15 protein-coding genes are annotated in these 18,485 nt (G+C 69.5%); 2 read left to right on the top strand and 13 right to left on the bottom strand.

The annotated features are described in order from the left end of the window. Positions 1-96 precede the first annotated feature (96 nt). Positions 97-1,017: an AEC family transporter gene (locus OG588_RS31355; protein ID WP_405950190.1), complete on the top strand. Its 921-nt coding sequence runs from the start codon at positions 97-99 to the stop codon at positions 1,015-1,017. A gap of 503 nt (positions 1,018-1,520) precedes the next feature. Here OG588_RS31355 and OG588_RS31350 read toward each other — a convergent pair. From OG588_RS31350 to OG588_RS31315, 8 genes are all read right to left on the bottom strand, one after another. After that, a complete protein-coding gene (locus tag OG588_RS31350; protein ID WP_405953255.1) occupies positions 1,521-2,798 on the bottom strand; it encodes a thymidine phosphorylase in 1,278 nt (425 codons plus the stop codon). Positions 2,799-2,910: 112 nt separating this feature from the next. Next, the gene (locus OG588_RS31345; RefSeq protein WP_405950189.1) at positions 2,911-3,321 is read right to left on the bottom strand and encodes a cytidine deaminase; all 411 of its coding nucleotides are present in this window, start codon (positions 3,319-3,321) and stop codon (positions 2,911-2,913) included. Continuing rightward, positions 3,318-4,580 carry an ABC transporter permease gene (locus OG588_RS31340; protein ID WP_405950188.1) on the bottom strand — a complete coding sequence of 421 codons (1,263 nt, stop codon included), beginning with the start codon at positions 4,578-4,580 and terminating at the stop codon, positions 3,318-3,320. Before OG588_RS31340 ends, OG588_RS31345 begins: the two co-directional genes overlap by 4 nt. Further along, a complete protein-coding gene (locus OG588_RS31335) occupies positions 4,577-5,704 on the bottom strand; it encodes an ABC transporter permease (RefSeq protein ID WP_366096507.1) in 1,128 nt (375 codons plus the stop codon). The genes OG588_RS31340 and OG588_RS31335 overlap by 4 nt, the downstream gene beginning before the upstream one ends. Continuing rightward, entirely contained in the window at positions 5,701-7,386 is a 1,686-nt protein-coding gene (locus OG588_RS31330; RefSeq protein WP_405953254.1) for an ABC transporter ATP-binding protein, read from the bottom strand. Before OG588_RS31330 ends, OG588_RS31335 begins: the two co-directional genes overlap by 4 nt. Positions 7,387-7,831: 445 nt before the next feature. After that, positions 7,832-8,893: a BMP family protein gene (locus OG588_RS31325; protein ID WP_405950187.1), complete on the bottom strand. Its 1,062-nt coding sequence runs from the start codon at positions 8,891-8,893 to the stop codon at positions 7,832-7,834. Between the two features lie 406 nt (positions 8,894-9,299). Further along, positions 9,300-10,340, bottom strand: coding sequence for a BMP family ABC transporter substrate-binding protein (locus OG588_RS31320; RefSeq protein ID WP_366096581.1), 1,041 nt, complete (start codon positions 10,338-10,340; stop codon positions 9,300-9,302). 288 nt (positions 10,341-10,628) lie between these two features. Continuing rightward, complete coding sequence (locus tag OG588_RS31315; RefSeq protein ID WP_366096509.1) at positions 10,629-11,858, bottom strand: M20 family metallopeptidase; 1,230 nt, start codon at positions 11,856-11,858, stop codon at positions 10,629-10,631. 243 nt (positions 11,859-12,101) lie between these two features. Here OG588_RS31315 and OG588_RS31310 point away from each other — a divergent pair, with 243 nt between their 5' ends. After that, entirely contained in the window at positions 12,102-12,779 is a 678-nt protein-coding gene (locus tag OG588_RS31310) for a class I SAM-dependent DNA methyltransferase (protein ID WP_405950186.1), read from the top strand. On the opposite strand, the gene OG588_RS31305 is transcribed toward OG588_RS31310, so the two are convergent. From OG588_RS31305 to OG588_RS31285, 5 genes are all read right to left on the bottom strand, one after another. Further along, entirely contained in the window at positions 12,755-13,510 is a 756-nt protein-coding gene (locus OG588_RS31305; protein ID WP_405950185.1) for a hypothetical protein, read from the bottom strand. The two genes, OG588_RS31310 and OG588_RS31305, sit on opposite strands and share 25 nt — an antisense overlap. Before the next feature lie 37 nt (positions 13,511-13,547). Beyond that, positions 13,548-14,636 (bottom strand): hypothetical protein, encoded by a 1,089-nt coding sequence (locus tag OG588_RS31300; protein ID WP_405950184.1) that lies wholly within the window; start codon positions 14,634-14,636, stop codon positions 13,548-13,550. 64 nt (positions 14,637-14,700) lie between these two features. Continuing rightward, complete coding sequence (locus OG588_RS31295; RefSeq protein ID WP_405950183.1) at positions 14,701-15,639, bottom strand: N-acetylneuraminate synthase family protein; 939 nt, start codon at positions 15,637-15,639, stop codon at positions 14,701-14,703. Between the two features lie 14 nt (positions 15,640-15,653). After that, positions 15,654-16,955, bottom strand: coding sequence for an N-acylneuraminate cytidylyltransferase (locus tag OG588_RS31290; protein ID WP_026150211.1), 1,302 nt, complete (start codon positions 16,953-16,955; stop codon positions 15,654-15,656). Between the two features lie 32 nt (positions 16,956-16,987). Then, positions 16,988-18,316 carry a DUF6716 putative glycosyltransferase gene (locus OG588_RS31285; RefSeq protein WP_405950182.1) on the bottom strand — a complete coding sequence of 443 codons (1,329 nt, stop codon included), beginning with the start codon at positions 18,314-18,316 and terminating at the stop codon, positions 16,988-16,990. Positions 18,317-18,485: the final 169 nt, after the last annotated feature.

Below are 18,485 nucleotides of genomic sequence, written 5' to 3'. Positions count from 1 at the left end.
GGCGACCGCCTAGGTTTGCTGTATGCCCCACGGATCAGCCCCGCTCTGGATACCCGATGCCCTCCCGCGCGCCGAAGTCGGTGCCGAGGGGGTGCCGTGCAGGGGGTTCTGACCGGGTTCGCGGTCATCGGTGTGGTGATCGCGGTCGGCTATCTGATCGGTGTGCGGGGTTCCCTCGGCGAACACGGGCGGGACGTCCTGACCAAGCTGGCCTTCAATGTCGCGTCCCCGGCGCTGCTGTTCACGACCCTCGCGCGGGCCGATCTGTCGGTGATCTTCTCCAGTGGGCTGCTCGTGACGGTGCTGAGCACGGCTGCGGTGGCGGGGGTGTTCGTGGTGGTGGGGGTCGTACGGGGCTGGGGTGTCGGCCGTACGACGATCGGGGCGCTGTGTTCGAGTTACGTCAACTCCGGCAACCTCGGGATTCCGATCTCGGTGTACGTCCTGGGCAATGCGTCGCTGGTGGCGCCGGTGATGTTGTTCCAGCTGGTGGTGGTGAGCCCGCTCGCGTTGACGGTCCTCGATCTGTCGGGGGCGGGTGAGAAGGGGCCTTTGTGGCTGCGGCTGCTTACGCCGTTGCGGAATCCGGTCGCGGTGGGGTCGCTTGCGGGGGTTGCGGTGGCGGGGATCGGGGTTCATGTTCCGGGCCCGGTGATGGATCCGCTCACCCTGATCGGGAACATGGCTGTGCCGGCGGTGTTGATCGGGTTCGGGATTTCGCTGCGGGGAAGTGCGGTTCCTGCGCGGGGCGTTGAGCGGGGGCCGGTGTTGTGGTCGGTTGCGCTGAAGTCGGTGGGGCAGCCGGTGATTGCTTGGGCGTTGGCTGTGGCTGTGTTCGGTATTCACGGGGCGGGGTTGCTCGACGTGGTGGTGACCTCGGCGTTGCCTGCTGCGCAGAACCTGTACACGTACGCGAGTCGGTATCGGGTGGGTGAGGGGTTGGCTCGGGACTCGATCCTGCTGTCCACGGTGTTGTCGGTGCCGGTGTTGGTGGGGATTGCTGCGCTGCTGGGGTAGGTGCGGTTGTTGTTTGCCTGCGGGTGCGTTGTGGCTGGTCGCGCCCACGCGGCGGAGCCGCAAATTGACACAGCCCCGCGCCCCTGGGAGAGCGGGTGGCCGGAGTCTCAAAGACCGGCCCCTCCCCGCGCCCCTAAACAACGCAAGACACCGGGATCCGAAGGCTCAGCCCCTCCCACACCCCTGGAAACTTCGAGGACCGGCACCTGAGAAGAACCGGTCCCGCGCCCCTAAAAAAGCAGGTGACCGGAGTCCCAAAGGCCGGCCCCTCCTCGCGCCCCAAAAGAACAGGTGCCCGGAGTCCCAAAGGCCGGCCCCTCCCCCCGCCCCAAAAACCGGAAGGACACCGGGATCCAAAAGCCCAGCCCCCTCCGCACGCCCCTGAAAAGCCGTAAGCGGGCCCGGACTTGCAAGCCTCAGCCCGCTTCCCCCCAGGCAAAGCGAAAGGGGCCGGAACCCTCGAAGTCCCGGCCCCTCCCCCGCGACCAACCACCAACCACCGATCAGGCGATGCGCTCCAGCACCACCGGCGAAGCCGTGAACGTAGTTCCCTCGGTGCCGATGTCGTAGGAGCCCTTCACCGCCTCCAGCGCGTACTCGAAGCGCTCCGGGGTGTCCGTGTGCAGGGTGAGCAAGGGCTGGCCCGCGGTCACCGTGTCTCCCGGCTTCGCGTGCATCTCCACTCCCGCGCCCGCCTGCACCGGGTCCTCCTTGCGCGCACGCCCCGCGCCGAGGCGCCACGCGGCGATGCCGATGTCGTAGGCGTCGAGGCGGGTCAGGACGCCTGACGTCGGGGCCTTCACCACGTGCTGCTCGCGGGCCACCGGCAGGGCCGCGTCCGGGTCTCCGCCCTGTGCCGCGATCATCCGGCGCCACACGTCCATCGCGGAACCGTCCGCCAGGGCCTTCGCTGGGTCGGCGTCCTTCACGCCGGCCGCGTCGAGCATCTCCCGGGCCAACGCGATCGTCAGTTCCACCACGTCGGACGGGCCGCCGCCTGCCAGGACCTCCACCGATTCGCGGACCTCCAGCGCGTTGCCTGCCGTCAGGCCCAGCGGGGTCGACATGTCCGTCAGCAGCGCCACCGTCTTGACGCCGTGGTCCGTGCCCAGGCCCACCATCGTCGACGCCAACTCCCGCGCGTCCTCAATGGTCTTCATGAACGCGCCCGTGCCGACCTTCACGTCCAGGACCAGGGAGCCCGTGCCCTCGGCGATCTTCTTCGACATGATCGAGGAGGCGATCAGCGGGATCGCCTCGACCGTGCCCGTGACGTCCCGGAGCGAGTACAGCTTCTTGTCCGCCGGGGCCAGGCCGTCGCCCGCCGCGCAGATCACCGCGCCGGTCGTGTCCAGTACGTGCAGCATCTCCTCGTTGGAGAGCAGCGCGCGCCAGCCGGGGATCGACTCCAGCTTGTCCAAGGTGCCGCCGGTGTGGCCGAGGCCTCGGCCCGAGAGCTGGGGGACGGCCGCGCCGCAGGCCGCGACCAGGGGGGCCAGGGGGAGCGTGATCTTGTCGCCCACTCCGCCCGTCGAGTGCTTGTCGGCCGTCGGGCGGGACAGGGACGAGAAGTCCATGCGCTCGCCGGAGGCGATCATCGCGGCGGTCCAGGTGGCGATCTCGCGGCGGTTCATGCCGTTGAGGAGGATCGCCATGTTGAGGGCGGCCATTTGGTAGTCGGCCACCTCCCCGCGGGTGTACGCGTCGATGACCCAGTCGATCTGCTCGTCGCTCAGTTCACCGCGGTCCCGCTTGGTGCGGATGACGGAGATGGCGTCCATCGAGACTTGCGCCATGGCTTGGCTTTCCTTCCGAACGTTCAGAAAATGTGCGGCCCCACTGAGGAGGCCGACGAGTTGCGTCGATGCCCGACTCAGCGGGGCCGTACGGGAGTTACCTGGTGAGATGGTCCGGCCCGAAGGCCTGCGGGAGCATCTCCGAGAGCGCGAGGATCCCCGCCGGTGTGTCCAGAAGCAGACCCGGGCCCCCGAACTCGTACAACAACTGCCGGCAGCGGCCGCACGGGACGAGGATGTCGCCCTTGCCGTCGACGCACGTGAAGTGCGTCAGCCTGCCGCCGCCGGTGCGCTGGAGGTTGGAGACCAGCCCGCACTCGGCGCACAGGCCGAGGCCGTACGACGCGTTCTCCACGTTGCAGCCGGAGACCGTGCGGCCGTCGTCGACGCGGGCGGCGACCCCTACGGGATAGCCCGAGTACGGCGCGTACGCGTGGGACATCGCCTCCCGCGCCTCCGCCCGCAGCTCTTCCCAGTCGACGGCCAGCTCGGCGGCGGGCGAGGTCACTTGCCCTGTCCCTTCCGGTACGGCAGGCCGTCCGCCTTCGGCATCCGCAGGTGCTGCGCGGAGAGTGAGAGCACCAGCAGGGTGACGATGTAGGGGCTGGCGCCGACCAGTTGGGTCGGGACCTGGTCCGTCGTGGCGTACCAGACGAACATCAGGGCGCCGAGGACGGCGGTGACGACGGCCGGGACGTACCGCTTCTTCCACACCATGTAGGCGCAGCCGGCGACGAGCAGGAAGCCGATCAGCAGGATCAGCGCGTGGACGTTGGTGGCGCCGCCGCGCAGGTTGAGGCTGTCGGTGTAGCCGAACAGGCCCGCGCCGAGGGCGAGTCCGCCCGGCATCCAGTTGCCGAAGATCATCGAGGCGAGGCCGATGTAGCCGCGGCCGCCGGTCTGGCCGTCGAGGTAGACGTTGGACGCGACGATCGACAGGAAGGCGCCGCCGAGGCCGGCGAAGCCGCCGGAGATGATCACGGCGATGTACTTGTACTTGTAGACGTTGACGCCGAGGGACTCGGCGGCCACCGGGTTCTCACCGCAGGAGCGGAGGCGGAGGCCGAAGGCCGTGCGCCACAGGATCCACCAGGTGGCGGGCACGAGGGCCACCGCGATGACGGTGAGCGGGGAGAGGTCGGTGATCAGGCCGCCGATCAGGCCCGCGAGGTCCGAGATCAGGAACCAGTGCTTCTCGTTGAGGGTGTCCAGCCAGCTCGACAGTCCCGGGATGTCGAAGGTGCCGAGCGAGTCGATCGGTGGGGACTGCTTGGCGGAGCCCTGCTCGGTGTTGGCGAAGGTGAACTTCGAGAGGTAGCGGGTGGTGCCCAGCGCCAGGATGTTGATGGCGACACCGGAGACGATGTGGTTGACGTTGAACGTCACCGTGGCGATCGCGTGCAGCAGCGCGCCGAGGCAGCCGCCGATGATGCCGAAGACGATGCCGACCCACGGGCCCCACTGGTAGCCGGCCCAGGCGCCGAACCAGGTGCCGAGGATCATCATGCCTTCGAGGCCGATGTTGACGACGCCCGCGCGCTCGGCCCACAGGCCGCCGAGACCGGCGAGGCCGATCGGCACGGCGGCGCGCAGGGCCGTGGACATCTGGCCGGTGGACGTGATGCCGTCCGCGCCGGTGATGAGACGGACGATCGACGTGAGGATGAGCGCGCCCGCGATGATCAGCAGGAGCACGGGGAGCGAGAAACGGCGGCCGCCCTTGCCGGGCTGCTGCGCCTGCGGCTTGGCGATGGTCGCGGTACTCATCGGGCCGCCACCTCCTTCTTCTCGGAGTTGTTGCGGGCGGCAGCGGCGAGTTCCTCACCGACGCGCTTCTGCTGGCGGCGCAGGCCCCAGGTGCGGACGACCTCGTACGAGATGACGACCGCGAAGACGATCAGGCCCTGCATGATCGTCGCGATCTCCTTCTGGTACGCGACCGGGGTCGCGTAGTCCAGGGCGGGAGACGCCTTGTCGAGGAAGGCCCAGAGGAGGGCGGCGAGGGCGATGCCGCCGGGGTTGTTGCGGCCGAGGAGGGCGATGCCGATCGCGGTGAAGCCGAGGCCCTCGGGGAAGGTGAGGCTGTAGGTGTGGCTGTCGCCGAGGAGCAGCGGCAGACCGGCGAGGCCCGCGACACCGCCGGAGATCAGCATCGCGGTGAGCGTCATGCGCTTGGCGTCGACGCCGGAGGCAGCGGCGGCGGACTCGGACTCGCCGGTGGCGCGCAGGTCGAAGCCGAAGCGGGTGCGGTTGAGGACGAGCCAGTACAGGACGCCCATGATCGCGGCGAGGAAGACCAGGCCGTAGATCTCGCCGACGTCCGAGCCCAGGTCGATGCCCGGGATCCAGCCGGACTTCTTCATGATGCCGGTCGTCATGTTGTTGCCGACCTGCACGCCCCACGTGTTGGTCTGCGTGAGGTAGAGGATCAGGCTGGTGGCGATCGCGTTGAGCATGATCGTCGCGACGACCTCGCTGACCCCGCGGGTGACCTTGAGGACACCCGCGATACCGGCCCAGAAGGCGCCGGTGAGGATCGCGACCAGGAGCAGCAGCGGCACCTGGAGGGCGGCCGGGAGCGCTACGTGCGCGCCGACGACCGCGGTCATCACGGCGCCGAGGCGGTATTGGCCGTCGACGCCGATGTTGAACAGGTTCATCCGGAAGCCGAGGGCGACCGCCAGGGCGGCGATGTAGTACATCGACGCCTGGTTGATGATCAGCACCTGGACGTCCGAGTACCCGATCTGCTGGAGCATCAGGTTGTACGGCTCGATCGGGTTCTTGCCCGAGGCGAGCAGCACGACCGAGGTCAGCAGGATCGCGGCGACCAGCGCCATGACCGGGCCGGCCACGGCGAGGAGCACGCGCTCCTTGTCGAACTTCTTCATCGGGCCTCGTCCTCCGGGGCGGCGGTGTCGTCCGCGTTTTCTACGGTGCTGTCCGCGCCGTTTTCTACGGTGCTCTCCGCGCCGTCTGCTGCTTCCTCGACGTGTTCGAGGTGACCGGACACGGCGCCGGTCATGGCCGAGCCGAGCTCCTCCGGTGTGACGGTGGCCGGGTCGGCATCGGCGACCAGCCTGCCGTCGTAGATCACGCGCAGGGTGTCCGACAGGCCGATCAGCTCGTCCAGGTCGGCGGAGATGAGCAGCACGGCCAGGCCCTCGCGGCGGGCCTCGCGGATCTGGTCCCAGATCGCGGCCTGCGCGCCGACGTCCACACCGCGGGTGGGGTGGGCGGCGATCAGGAACTTCGGCTTGTGGCTCATCTCGCGGCCGACGATCAGCTTCTGCTGGTTGCCGCCGGAGAGGGAGGCGGCGGTGACGTCGATGCCGGGGGTGCGGACGTCGTACTCCTCGACGATCCGGCGGGTGTCGGCCTGGGCGCCCTTGATGTCGAGCCAGACGCCCTTGGAGTTGGGCTTCTCGGTGACGTGGCCGAGGATGCGGTTCTCCCAGAGCGGGGCTTCCAGGAGGAGGCCGTGGCGGTGGCGGTCCTCGGGGATGTAGCCGATGCCGTGCTCGCGACGCTTGCGGGTGGCCCAGGACGTGATGTCCTCGCCGAGGAAGCCGATCGTGCCGGAGTCGGCGTTCTTCAGGCCGATCAGCGCGTCGATCAGTTCGGTCTGGCCGTTGCCCTCGACGCCGGCGATGCCCATGACCTCACCGGCGTGGATGGTGAAGGTGACGTCGTCCAGGACGCGCTTGGCGGTGCCGGTCGCGGGGGCGAGGTCGCCGAGGAGCCCGCCTGCGGTGGGCTCGGACTCGGCGCCCAGGGAGGCGCCGCCGGCTGCGTAGACGGTGAGGCTCTTGACCTCGATGACGGGGGTGTCGGTGACCGTGGACTCCGCCGTCTCGGGGGTGGGGAGTTCGCTGCCGACCATCATCTCGGCGAGCTGGCGGGGGGTCGTCGCGGAGGGGACGGCCGTGCCGACGGTCGTGCCGCGCCGGATGACGGTGATCTCGTCGGCGACCGACAGGACCTCGCCCAGCTTGTGCGAGATGAAGATGACCGCGAGGCCCTCGGACTTCAGCTCGCGCAGGTTGCTGAAGAGGGCGTCGACCTCCTGCGGCACCAGGACGGCGGTGGGCTCGTCCAGGATCAGGGTGCGGGCGCCGCGGTAGAGGACCTTGAGGATCTCCACGCGCTGGCGCTCGGCGACACCGAGGCTCTCGACGAGAAGGTCCGGGCGGACGTTCAGGCCGTAGCGGTCGGAGATCTCCTTGATCTTCTTGCGGGCGCCGCCGCCGATGCCGTGCAGCTTCTCGCTGCCCAGGACGACGTTCTCCAGGACGGTGAGGTTGTCGGCGAGCATGAAGTGCTGGTGGACCATGCCGATGCCGCGGGCGATGGCGTCGGCGGGGGACGAGAAGGTGACGAGCTCGCCGTCGACGGCGATCGTGCCCTCGTCCGGCTTCTGCATGCCGTAGAGGATCTTCATCAGGGTCGACTTGCCGGCGCCGTTCTCGCCGACGAGGGCGTGGACGGTGCCTTTGCGGACACTGAGGCGGATGTCGCTGTTGGCGACGACCCCCGGGAATCGCTTGGTGATCCCCACCAGCTCGACCGCGATCGTCGACTGATCGCCGAGTGGAGGGTTGCTGGACGCGTCGATGGCGAACTCTCCTCGTGGAAAGGGGCCTCTCTACGCGCGTAGCGCCCCTGCTTTAAATAGTGCCCGGACCTGATCGTCTTCTGTCTGGCATCCGATCCGTTCCGAGCATTCTGCCGCGCGAACGGGGTGCGTCCCTGCCGTCGATCTCCCGTCGTCCGCCCGGAGGGCGGGCCGCGCGGCGTCTGGTGCGTGCGATCGCAAGGCGCCGAAGCGTCCTCGTGGCGGAGCCACGTGGGCGTTTCGGCAACGCGGCGAGCGTGCGTGCCAGGCGTCGCGCGGCAGGCGGGAAATCGACGGCAGGGGCGCGTGGAGAGACATCCTCCCCACACCCCGTTCCGTGGCCGTAACGCTGTCATTACAGCGCTCTTTTGGCCATGGTCGTGACTGGCCTAGAACCAACGGTTCAGGAGGTCTTGACCTTGATCGTGCCGTCCTTGATGCCCGCCTCGGCCTTCGTGAGAGCGGCCTGCAGGGTGGCGTTGTTCTTGAAGGTCGGGTTCGAGTCGGCCAGGCCGACCGCGCCGTTGCTCAGCGAGCCGCGGATCTCGCCGCTCAGCGGCTTCTTGTCCTTGATGACGGACTTGGAGAGGTCGTAGACCGCGCCCGCGACGTTCTTCAGGGCCGAGGTGAGGATGTACGGCTTGTACTTGGCCAGCGCGGCCTGGTTGTACTGGTCGGAGTCGACACCGATCGCCCACACCTTGTGCGCGGCGGCGGACTTGATGACGCCCTGGCCGGAGAGACCGGCGGCCGCGAAGACCACGTCCGCGCCGGCCTCGATCTGACCGTCGGCCGCGGCCTCGCCCTTGTCGGGGCTGGAGAAGCCACCCTGCGCGGCGGTCTGGGTCAGGTACTGCGTCTTGACCGTGACGCCCTTCTTGGTGTCCTTGACGCCCTGCTCGAAGCCCGCCGCGAACTTGTGGATCAGCGGGACGTCCACGCCGCCGACGAAGCCGACGGTGTTCGACTTGGTGGTCAGCGCGGCGGTGACGCCGGCCAGGTACGAGGACTGCTCCTCGTGGAAGACCATGTCGGCCACGTTCGAGGCCGTGATGGTGTTGTCGTCGATGATGCCGAAGGTGATCTTCGGGAACTTCGCGGCGGCTTCCTTGACGGCGGGGGCGTAGGCGAAGCCGACACCGATCACCGGGTTGTAGCCGGACCTGGCGAGGGTCTCCAGGCGCTGCACCTTGTCCGCGTCGGACTCGTTGTCCTGCGGCTCGACGTCGCGGCCGCTGACGCCGAAGTCCTTCTCGGCCTTCACGAGACCCGCGTAGGCGGCGTCGTTGAAGGACTGGTCGCCCTTGCCGCCGACGTCGTAGGCAAGACCAATACCCTTGGACGTGCCGGCACTGCTGGAGCTGCTGGAGCTGGACTCGCTGGACGAGCTTCCGCAGGCGGAGACGGTTACTGCAAGAGCTGCGGTTGCAACGCCTGCAACCGCGATTCGGGACACCCGGCGCATGGAACGAGACTCCTTCGTGCAAGCGCCCAAACCAGGCGCTGGTTCCGCCGCAGCGTAACGCGCGTAGACCAGACGGAAAACCCCATCTGTCCGGTCCGTTATAGAGCTGTGGCCACAGATGGTGGCCAGCGTACGGACAGCCAGGCGCCCCTTGCGGGAGGCAAGGCCCGGGGCGTCGAACTCCCGTCGTCCGCCCGTAGGGCGGGCCGCGCGGCGTCTGGTGCGTGCGATCGCAAGGCGCCGGAGCGTCCTCGTGGCGGAGCCACGTGGGCGGTCCGGCAACGCGGCGAGCGTGCGTGCCAGACGCCGCACGGCAGGCGGGAGTTCGACGCCCCGGGCCTCGGGGCGCCTGGCTGCAACGATGCCCGTAGGGGCTAGTCCTGAGCCCTGACCGTGGCGGGTCGTACTACTTCGTGTTGACGGTGATCTTGCCGGAGATGATGTCCGCCTTCGCCTTGTCCACAGCGGCGACGGCGGCGGTCATGGCCTTGTACTTCGGGTTGGTGTCGGAGAAGCCGACGCCGTCGTTGTCGAGGCCGTAGCGGACCACGCCGGTCTTGGGCTTGCCCTCGTACACCGACTTCACCAGGTCGTAGACCGCGCCGCCGACGTTCTTGAGCGCCGAGCCGAGGATGGCGTCCTTGTACTTGGCCAGCGCCGCCTGCTCGTACTGGTCGGAGTCCACGCCGATGGCCCAGATGCCCTTGGCGGAGGCCTCGGAGATGACGCCCTGGCCGGAGAGACCGGCGGCGGCGTAGATGACGTCCGCGCCCGCGTCGATCTGGCCGCTCGCCGCGTCCTTGCCCTTGTCGGGGCTGGAGAAGCCGCCCTGGGCCGCGGTCTGCGTCAGGTACTGCGACTCGATCTTGATGCTCGGGTTGACGGACTTGGCGCCCTGGTCGAAGCCGGCCTCAAACTTGTGGATGAGGGGGACGTCCACGCCGCCGATGAAGCCGATGTGGTTCTTCTTGGTGGCCTTGGCCGCGGCGACGCCCGCCAGGTACGAGGACTGCTCCTCGTGGAAGACCAGGTCGGCCACGTTGGCGGCCTTGTCCTGCTCGTCGTCGATGATGCCGAAGGTGATGTTCGGGAACTTCGCCGCGGCCTCCTTGACGGCCGGCGCGTAGGCGAAGCCGACGCCGATCACCGGGTTGTAGCCGGCCGTGGCCAGGCTCTCCAGGCGCTGCACCTTGTCCGCGTCGGACTCGTTGTCCTGCGGCTCGATGTCGCGGCCGGAGATCTTGAACTCCTTCTCGGCCTTCTGGAAACCGGCGTACGCAGCGTCGTTGAAGGACTGGTCGCCCTTGCCGCCGACGTCGTAGGCGAGGCCGATGCCCTTGCCGGTGTACTTGCCGGACGAGGACGAGGAACTGTCGCTCGCCTTGTCGGCGTCCTTGCTGGAGCTACCGCAGGCGGTGGCAGCGAGGGCGATGACCGTTACGGCCACCGCAGCTTGGGAGAACTTCGTCCTCCGAGTTGTCTGACGCACAGCAAGCACTCCTTCGTCCCCACGGCACCGTCACCGGACCGCTTCCCCAAGCCGCCGCCTCTGTGGCGATTTCCGCGCACAGTAACGCGCGTAGACGAGGAGGGGAACGGGGTTTCTCCTTGCCGTTACCGGATCGTGCCGCCGCCGCGTTACGTTCACGCGCCGGTGGTTACACCCGGGTGACACAAGGGGACGTAGGGGTACCGAACGGGCACCCCTACGGCCGCCTGGTCCCAGGAGTCCCGCTCAGATCGCGCCGTCGATCAGCGCGGCGGCGGTGAACAGCTCCACGCCGACGGTGATCGCGGACTCGTCGGCGTCGAAGTCGCCCTGGTGGAGGTCCCGTACGGTCCGCTCCCCCGGGGTCCGGACGCCGAGCCGGGCCATGGCGCCGGGCACGTGCTCCAGGTACCAGGAGAAGTCCTCGCCGCCCAGGCTCTGCTCGGTGTCCTCGACGGAGAGCGGTCCGCGCCGTGCGGTCATGGCGTCCCGCAGCAGCTCGGTGACGAGCGCGTCGTTGACGACCGGCGGCACTCCGCGCACGTAGTCGATCGCGGACTTGGCCCGGTACAGCCCGGCGACCTCGTCGATCGCCGCGTGCACGATGTCGGGCGCCTGCCGCCAGGCGTCGAGATCGAGACACCGTACGGTGCCGGAGAGCTCGGCGTGCTGCGGGATGACGTTGGGCGCGTGGCCGGATTCGATGCGCCCCCAGGTGACGGACACCCCGCTGCGCGCGTCCATCCTTCGGGAGACGATCGCGGGCACGTCGGTGGCGACGCGGGCGGCGGCGGTGACGAGGTCGGTGGTGAGGTGCGGCCGGGCGGTGTGTCCGCCGGGGCCGTCCAGGGAGACCTCCAGCCGGTCGCAGGCGGAGGTGATGGGACCGATGCGCAGCCCGATCCGCCCGCTGTCCACCTTGGGGTCGCAGTGCACGGCGATGATCCGGCCGACCCCGTCCAGCACCCCGCACTCGATGGCGTCGGTGGCGCCGCCGGGCAGGACCTCCTCGGCGGGCTGGAAGAGCAGCCGTACGGCACGCGGCAGCAGGCCCTGCTCGTGCAGCCGGGCGAGCACGAGGCCGGCGCCGAGGACGACAGTGGTGTGGATGTCGTGGCCGCAGGCGTGGGCGCGGTCGGGCACGGTGGAGCGGTACGCGCACTCACTCTTCGTGTCCGGGATGGGCAGGGCGTCGATGTCGGCGCGCAGCGCGAGCATCGGTACGGCCGGGTCGCGGGGTCCGATGTCACAGACGAGGCCGGTGCCGATGGCGAGGACGCGGGGTTCGAGACCGGCGAGTTCCAGCCGGGCCTTGATCGCGGCGGTGGTCCGGAACTCCTGGTTGCCCAGCTCGGGGTGCATGTGCAAGTCGCGCCGGAACGCGACGAGTTCGGCACGCAGGTCCTCCGGCAGGGTGCCCAAAAGCACATTCCCGACGGATTCGACCTCGGACTCTGCCTCGGACTCTGGTGACATCAATTGCTTCACCCTCTGAAGGGTAGGGCGCCCGGGTGGTCAACTGACCCTCGATCAACAAAAGTTCAACCCGTTAGTCGAAGAAAATCTGACCGCCGACCGCATAGCCGCTTATGGAGATGGGTAGACTCCCCGCTTCTTCTGGGATACCACGCCTCACCACAGCACGGCGCGCCCCGTCCGTATCACGGACACGGCCACGGACACGGTTACCCAACGTGTCCCTTGGTAGGGTCCGCCGACGTGACCGACCCGAACGCGGATCTGACCGCGGACTTCATAGAGGCCACCCGCTCCTCCTACGACGCGATCGCGCCCGCGTACGGCGCCGAGCATCCCGACAGCCTCGTCGAGAGCCCCCTCGACCGCTCACTGCTGACCGCCTTCGCCGACCTGGTCCGTGCGGCGGGCGAGGCGCCGGTGGCCGACGTGGGCAGCGGCCCCGGCTACGTCACGGCACGGCTGAACGACCTGGGCATCCCGGCCTTCGGCATCGACATCTCACCTCGCATGGTGGCGCTGGCCCGCGAGGCGCATCCCCAACTCCGGTTCGAGGTGGGCTCGATGACGTCCCTGGACGTACCGGACGGAACGCTGGGCGGTGTCGTGGCGCTCTACTCGACGATCCACATCCCGGACGACCGCCTGCCCGGCGTCTTCGCGGAGTTCCACCGGGCCCTGCGGCCGGGCGGCCACGTCCTGCTCGGTTTCCAGGGCGCCGACGACGAACACCTGCACCTGTCGGAGCGCTACGGCCAGGACATCTCGCTGGACTACTACTTCCGTACTCCGGCCAGAGTCGCCTCGTTCCTCACGCAGGCGGGCCTGCCCCTGTACGCCGAGGTCCTCCGCAAGCCCCAGGGCGAGGAGAAGCGGCCGCGGGTCTTCATCCTGGCCTACAAGCCCCCGGCGGCCGACTGAGCCGTGACGGTGAGCGACAGCGGCGAACGCACCCCGAGCCGGGCGGCACAGTCGGCGACAGTGGCCGCCAGCCACCCCACCGCGTCGCAGGACCACTCGGCGAGCTCACCGCGCAGCGTCATGCCGTGCACGGCGATGTCGTCATCCCCGTACGTGAACACGTCCTGCTCCAAGTCCCGCAGATCCTGGGCGAGTTGACGCCCGACGGCCGGGATCACCGGATCGCGCCCGCTGTCGATGCGGACGTCCACCGGGGTCCTGGCCGCCGGGTCGCCCGCACCGAACCAGTGGACGGTCAGCATCGACGGTACGGCGGCCCAGGCCGGCCGGGCCGCCGGATCGATCCCCTGGACCGGCAGCAGCACCCGCACCGCGGACAGCCGCAGCATGCCGATCCGCATCGTCACGTCCTGGGCGCAGCGGAGGAACTGCTGGACGGGGAGCGGCCGTTCGGCCGTCACGGCACCGGCCTCGACCTGGAACCAGGAGACCCGTCCCGTACCGGGGGCGGCCTGCGGATGGCTCCCGGCGTCGTTCATGGCCCACAGCCCCGGGTTGCCCGCTGCCTGCCCCTCCAGCCAGCCCATCGCGAGCGACCGCTGGTGGAAGAGCTGATACGCGTCGTGCTCGGGGTCGTGCCAGGCGTGCGGGGTCAGCTCGCCGTACAGGGCGGCGAACAGGGTGCCGGCGGTGGGCGGGGTCGTGGGCGCGATTCCGGGTTGTGGTTGCACACCTTGAGCGTGCCAGGACGCCCCCGTCCGGACCGCCTTACGCCGCCGTCACCGCCGTCAGCCGATGCACGTCCCGCGCCGTCCCCGTGACGCCCGACAGGAACCCCTGCGCCCGGGGCGAGGCGTTCTCGGTCAGCCATGCGGGGTCGATGTCGCAGACCGCGACCCGTACGTCCGTGCCGACCAGGGCCAGCGGCAGGGTGTGGACGACCGTCGAGGGGAAGCTGAGGATCGTACGGCCGATGGGGCCGCGGCGGGCGATCAGTTCCAGGGGGAGGTCCGGGCGGACGATCTCCAGGCCCGTGTCCACCGCCAGCCGGTGGAGTTTCTCCGTGCTTTCGCGGCGGTGGGCGAAGTAGCGGGTCGCGCCGTGGGTCTTGGCGAGGGTGGCGACCGCCTCCAGATAGCGGTCTTTGTCGACAACTCCCGTTTCCACCAAGGACGTTCCGACCAGGTCCGCGCCCTTGGTGATGCGGGGCGGGCCGAAGGTGGCGCGGGTCCAGGCGAAGGCGTTGGCCGTGATCGTGACGCCCTCGGGGGTCGTCTCGATCGGCATCGACGAGAAGACCTCCACCTTGCGGCGGGTGCTCGGGGTCAGGCGGCGGCGGGCCACCGAGGAGACCGGGGCGAAGATCAGGTCGCGGGGGCCGGGGCGGCCGCCCTTGCGGTGCCAGCGGACCAGGCGTTCGCCGCTGGCCAGTTGGGCGACGAACTCCATCGTCGCGGTGCCGTCGTCGACCACCACCAGGTCCCGTGCCTTGGTGATGGTCAGCAGCAGTTGTACGTAGCGCGAGAACGGGTCGCCCATGACGATCCGGTCCGCCTTGCGGAGGAGTCGGGTGAGGCCGCCGATGGTCTGGAAGGGGGCCTGGGGTCCGCCCCGCGCCTCCTCCCAGCGCACGGTGTGGCCCTCGTCGCGGGCGAGGTCGGCCATGCGGCGCAGCTGGCCGCGGGTCATCGGGTCGGTCGGCGACAGGACCACGAGGGTGAGCCCCCCGCCGGGTGCCTCCTCGGCCCGGGGCGCACGCAGGTGCGCCCACTCCAGCACGTTCAGAAGCTGTACCGGACTCTCCACGAACGCGAGAGTGTGGGGGGTGAGGCCGGCGGTGCCGGCGTGGGGGCTCATTGTCGTACGACCGTCCCGTGACCGTAAGTGACGCTGGCGCTGGCGCTTGATGGTTCGGACAGACTCAGACCGCGACCGGCTCGCCCGCCGCCGCCGCGATCTCCGCCTCGGCGACCACGCCGCTGACGCGGCGCAGCTTCTTCATCGGGCCGAGCTCCGACTCGTAGACCTTCTTGACGCCGTCGCCGAGGGAGGCCTCGATGGTGCGGATGTCGCGGACGAGGCGGGTCAGGCCCTGCGGCTCGACCGACGCGGCCTGGTCCGAACCCCACATGGCGCGGTCGAGGGTGATGTGACGCTCGACGAAGGTGGCGCCGAGGGCGACCGCGGCGAGGGTGGTCTGGAGGCCCGTCTCGTGGCCGGAGTAGCCGATCGGGACGTTCGGGAACTCGGCCTGGAGGGTGTTGATGACGCGGAGGTTGAGCTCCTCGGCCACCGCCGGGTAGGTCGAAGTGGCGTGGCACATCAGGATGTTGTCCGAGCCGAGGACCTCGACCGCGTGGCGGATCTGCTTCGGGGTCGACATGCCGGTGGAGAGGATCACCGTGCGGCCGGTCGCGCGGAGCGAGCGGAGCAGCTCGTCGTCGGTCAGCGACGCGGAGGCGACCTTGTGGGCCGGGACGTCGAACTTCTCCAGGAAGGCGACGGCCTCGGTGTCCCACGGGGAGGCGAACCAGTCGATGTTCTTCGACTTGGCGTAGTCGTCGATCTGGCGGTACTCGTCCTCGCCGAACTCCACGCGGTGGCGGTAGTCGATGTAGGTCATGCGGCCCCAGGGGGTGTCCCGCTCGATGTCCCACTGGTCGCGCGGGGTGCAGATCTCCGGGGTGCGCTTCTGGAACTTGACGGCGTCGCAGCCGGCTTCGGCGGCGGCGTCGATCAGCTTGAAGGCGTTCTCCAGCTCACCGTTGTGGTTGATGCCGATCTCGCCGACGACGTAGACGGGGTGGCCGGGTCCTGCGGTCTTCGAACCGAACTGGCGCAGACGGGAGTTGTTGCTCATGACAGCGGGTTTCCTTACTTGGTGAGGGAATCGAGAGAGGGGCCGAGGATCCAGCTGGCGATCTCTCGGACTGCGCCGTCGCCACCGGGCACGGTGGTGACCGCGCGTGCGGCGCCGCGTACGACGTCGTGGGCGCTCGCGACCGCCACGGGCCAGCCCACGAGGGCGAAGCACGGGAGGTCGTTGACGTCGTTGCCGACGTAGAGCACGCGCTCCGGCGCGATGCCCTGCTCCTCGCACCACTGCTTGAGTGCGAGGTCCTTCCGGTCGATGCCGTGCAGGACCGGGAGTTGGAGCTTCCGGGCCCGGGCGGCGACGACCGGGTTCTGCTCCGAGGACAGGATCAGCATCTTGAGGCCGGTCCTGCGCAGGGCCGCGATGCCGAGGCCGTCTCCGCGGTGCACGGAGACGAACTCCCGTCCGTCGGAATCGATCAGCACCCTGTCGTCGGTCTGGGTGCCGTCGAAGTCGAGTACGACCGCGTCGATGTCGTCGGCGGTCGGGAGCGAGCCGGGGCGGTCCGCGTCGAAGAGCGGGGCCAACGCCCTTGCCCTGGCCAGCTCGTGGGGATCGTCGATCTCCAACACCCTTGCGGGGTCGGTGCGGACGAGTTCCGTGCGGCCGAAGAAGCGGTGGCCGACCTTGCGGAAGCCGGCCGCGTCCATGCCGTAGACCGCGCCGGTCTCCAGGAAGTCCTGGGGGCGGTCCTGCCGGCGCGGGCGGAAGGACTTGTCGTGGTTGACGCCGTAACCGCCGCTGGTGACAGGCGGGTTGGCGACCTTCGTGGCGCCCCCGACCTCGTCCGTGCGGGCGGGCTTGACGACCGGGGTCGCCTCGTCGTCCGCGTCGCGCCACACGAAGCCGTGGAAGGGGGCGACGGTGTGCGCGGTGTCGGCGCCGTTCGCGACGATCGCGTTCACGATGCCGTCGACGTCCTCGCGGACGATGAAGGGGCTGGTGCACTGGACGAGGAGGACGACGTCGACGGCCGCGCCGTGCAGCGCCTCGTGGGCGTCCATGGCGTGCAGGACGGCAGCCTCGGAGGTCGCGGTGTCACCGGCGATGGCGGCGGGCCGCAGCACGACCTCGGCGCCGGCCTGACGGGCGGCGGCGGCGATGGCCTGGTCGTCGGTGGAGACGACCACGTCCGTGACCAGTCGGCTGGCCCGGCACTCACGCACCGCGCGGGCCACCAGCGGTACTCCGCCGACGGGGGCGAGGTTCTTGGCGGGGACGCCCTTGGAGCCGCCGCGCGCGGGGATCACCGCGAGCACCCGGCGCACCGAAGCGCCTTGACCTGCTTGCGAGTTGGACATGGGCTCTACTCCTTGAGCAGAAATCTTGGCGTTCACAGCTCCCCCATCCGGCGGATGACGGGCGCCACGCGCTGCACGCCGTGGCGGTAGGCGCCGCGCGCGGCCCGGCGCACGATCTGCCGGACGGGGCCCGGCTCCTTGTCGGCGGCGGGGGCGCCGGGCAGCGGGGTGCCGTCCGGGCCGAGGTGGTGGCGGGCGAGGATGCCGGGCAGATAGCCGGGGGCGGTCTCGGGCGTGTAGTAGGGCGCGAGGGCGGGCATCCCGTCCCCGGCCAGCAGCTTGGTGATCCGCTCCCGGGCCGCGTCGAAGGCCGTCTCGTACGACCCCTCGGCGGCGACCCCCTGCCGGGCCACCCACTCCGCGTCCGGCACCGGCCGGTACCCGGCGTCGAGTTGGTCCCAGGAGGCGAGGCACCCGGAGCCCACGAAGTGGTGGTTGCCGAGCCCCTCGCGGATGCCGAGGTCGGTCAGCACGACGGTGGGGATACGGCGGTGCAGGGACTCCAGGGCGGCCGTGGAACTGACGGTCACCAGGAGGTCGGTGCGGTCGAGCACCTCACCCATGTGCCCGTACACCAGGCGGAAGTTGGCGGGCAGGTCCTTGCCCTGGACCAGCTTCTGGTAGGGCAACTCCTCGATGTGCGTGGTGTGTTCGCCGGGCTTGGAGCGCAGCTTGAGGAGGACCTCGCGGTTCGGGTGGAAACGGGCGTGCTGGATCGCCCTGTTGAGCAGGTAGTCGCGGTCCCGGCGGTTGTCCGGCACCGAGGGCTGCACCGCGAAGACGACTGTGTATGAATCGTTCCGGCCGCACTCGCCGGTGTAGGCGTCCCCGCCGAGGAACGGCAGGGCGACCTCGGTGACCGCGTCGGAGTCGGCGCCGACGCCGTCGTAGACCGCCTTGAAACGGTCCGCGTCCTGGCGGGAGTTGGCGAGGACGAGGTCCGCGCCGTGCCGCAGCAGCAGGCCGTCGGTGAGCTTCTCGTAGACGACACCGACGTAACCGGTGACGACCACGGGGCGCTTGGTGCGTCCGTCCCAGGCGCGGGCCAGACCGTGCAGCATCGCCTGGACCCCGCCGCCGACGAGGGAGAGCACGAGGAGGTCGTACTGGTCTTCGGGGCCCTTCTCCATGGCACGCAGGAACTCGACGGCGGTCACCTCGCGGAGGGAGTCCGCGGTGACGCCGACTTCCTTCAGCTGGCGGGCTGTTGGGGTGGCACGACCCCGCAGGAGGTACCCGTCCAAAGAGATGTCCGAATTCGGCGGAGCGATGCGGTTCGCGGTGAGCGAACCCCATTTCCACCGGGTGTCGGAATCCGCGAGGACGGCAACTCGCAGGGTCTGCGTTGCACTTGCTGGCACACCGAAGACGCTAGGAAGCGATTCCGTTGTTCGGCCCAACCCGAAGGCAACAGACGGTTAACAGCACACCGCTGAATGGCGAATCAGGGCGCCCGGGGCGCGAAATCCAACCCGCTTCATAGGTTCGCCACGCGCCGTTCATCCAATATCAAGGTGAAGGTAAAGACGG

Origin of the sequence: Streptomyces prunicolor (genome assembly GCF_045162825.1) — a bacterium.
Lineage (GTDB): Bacteria > Actinomycetota > Actinomycetes > Streptomycetales > Streptomycetaceae > Streptomyces > Streptomyces prunicolor.
The sequence above is the reverse complement of the archived record's forward strand: the minus strand, read 5'-3'. Positions and strand labels throughout refer to the sequence as shown.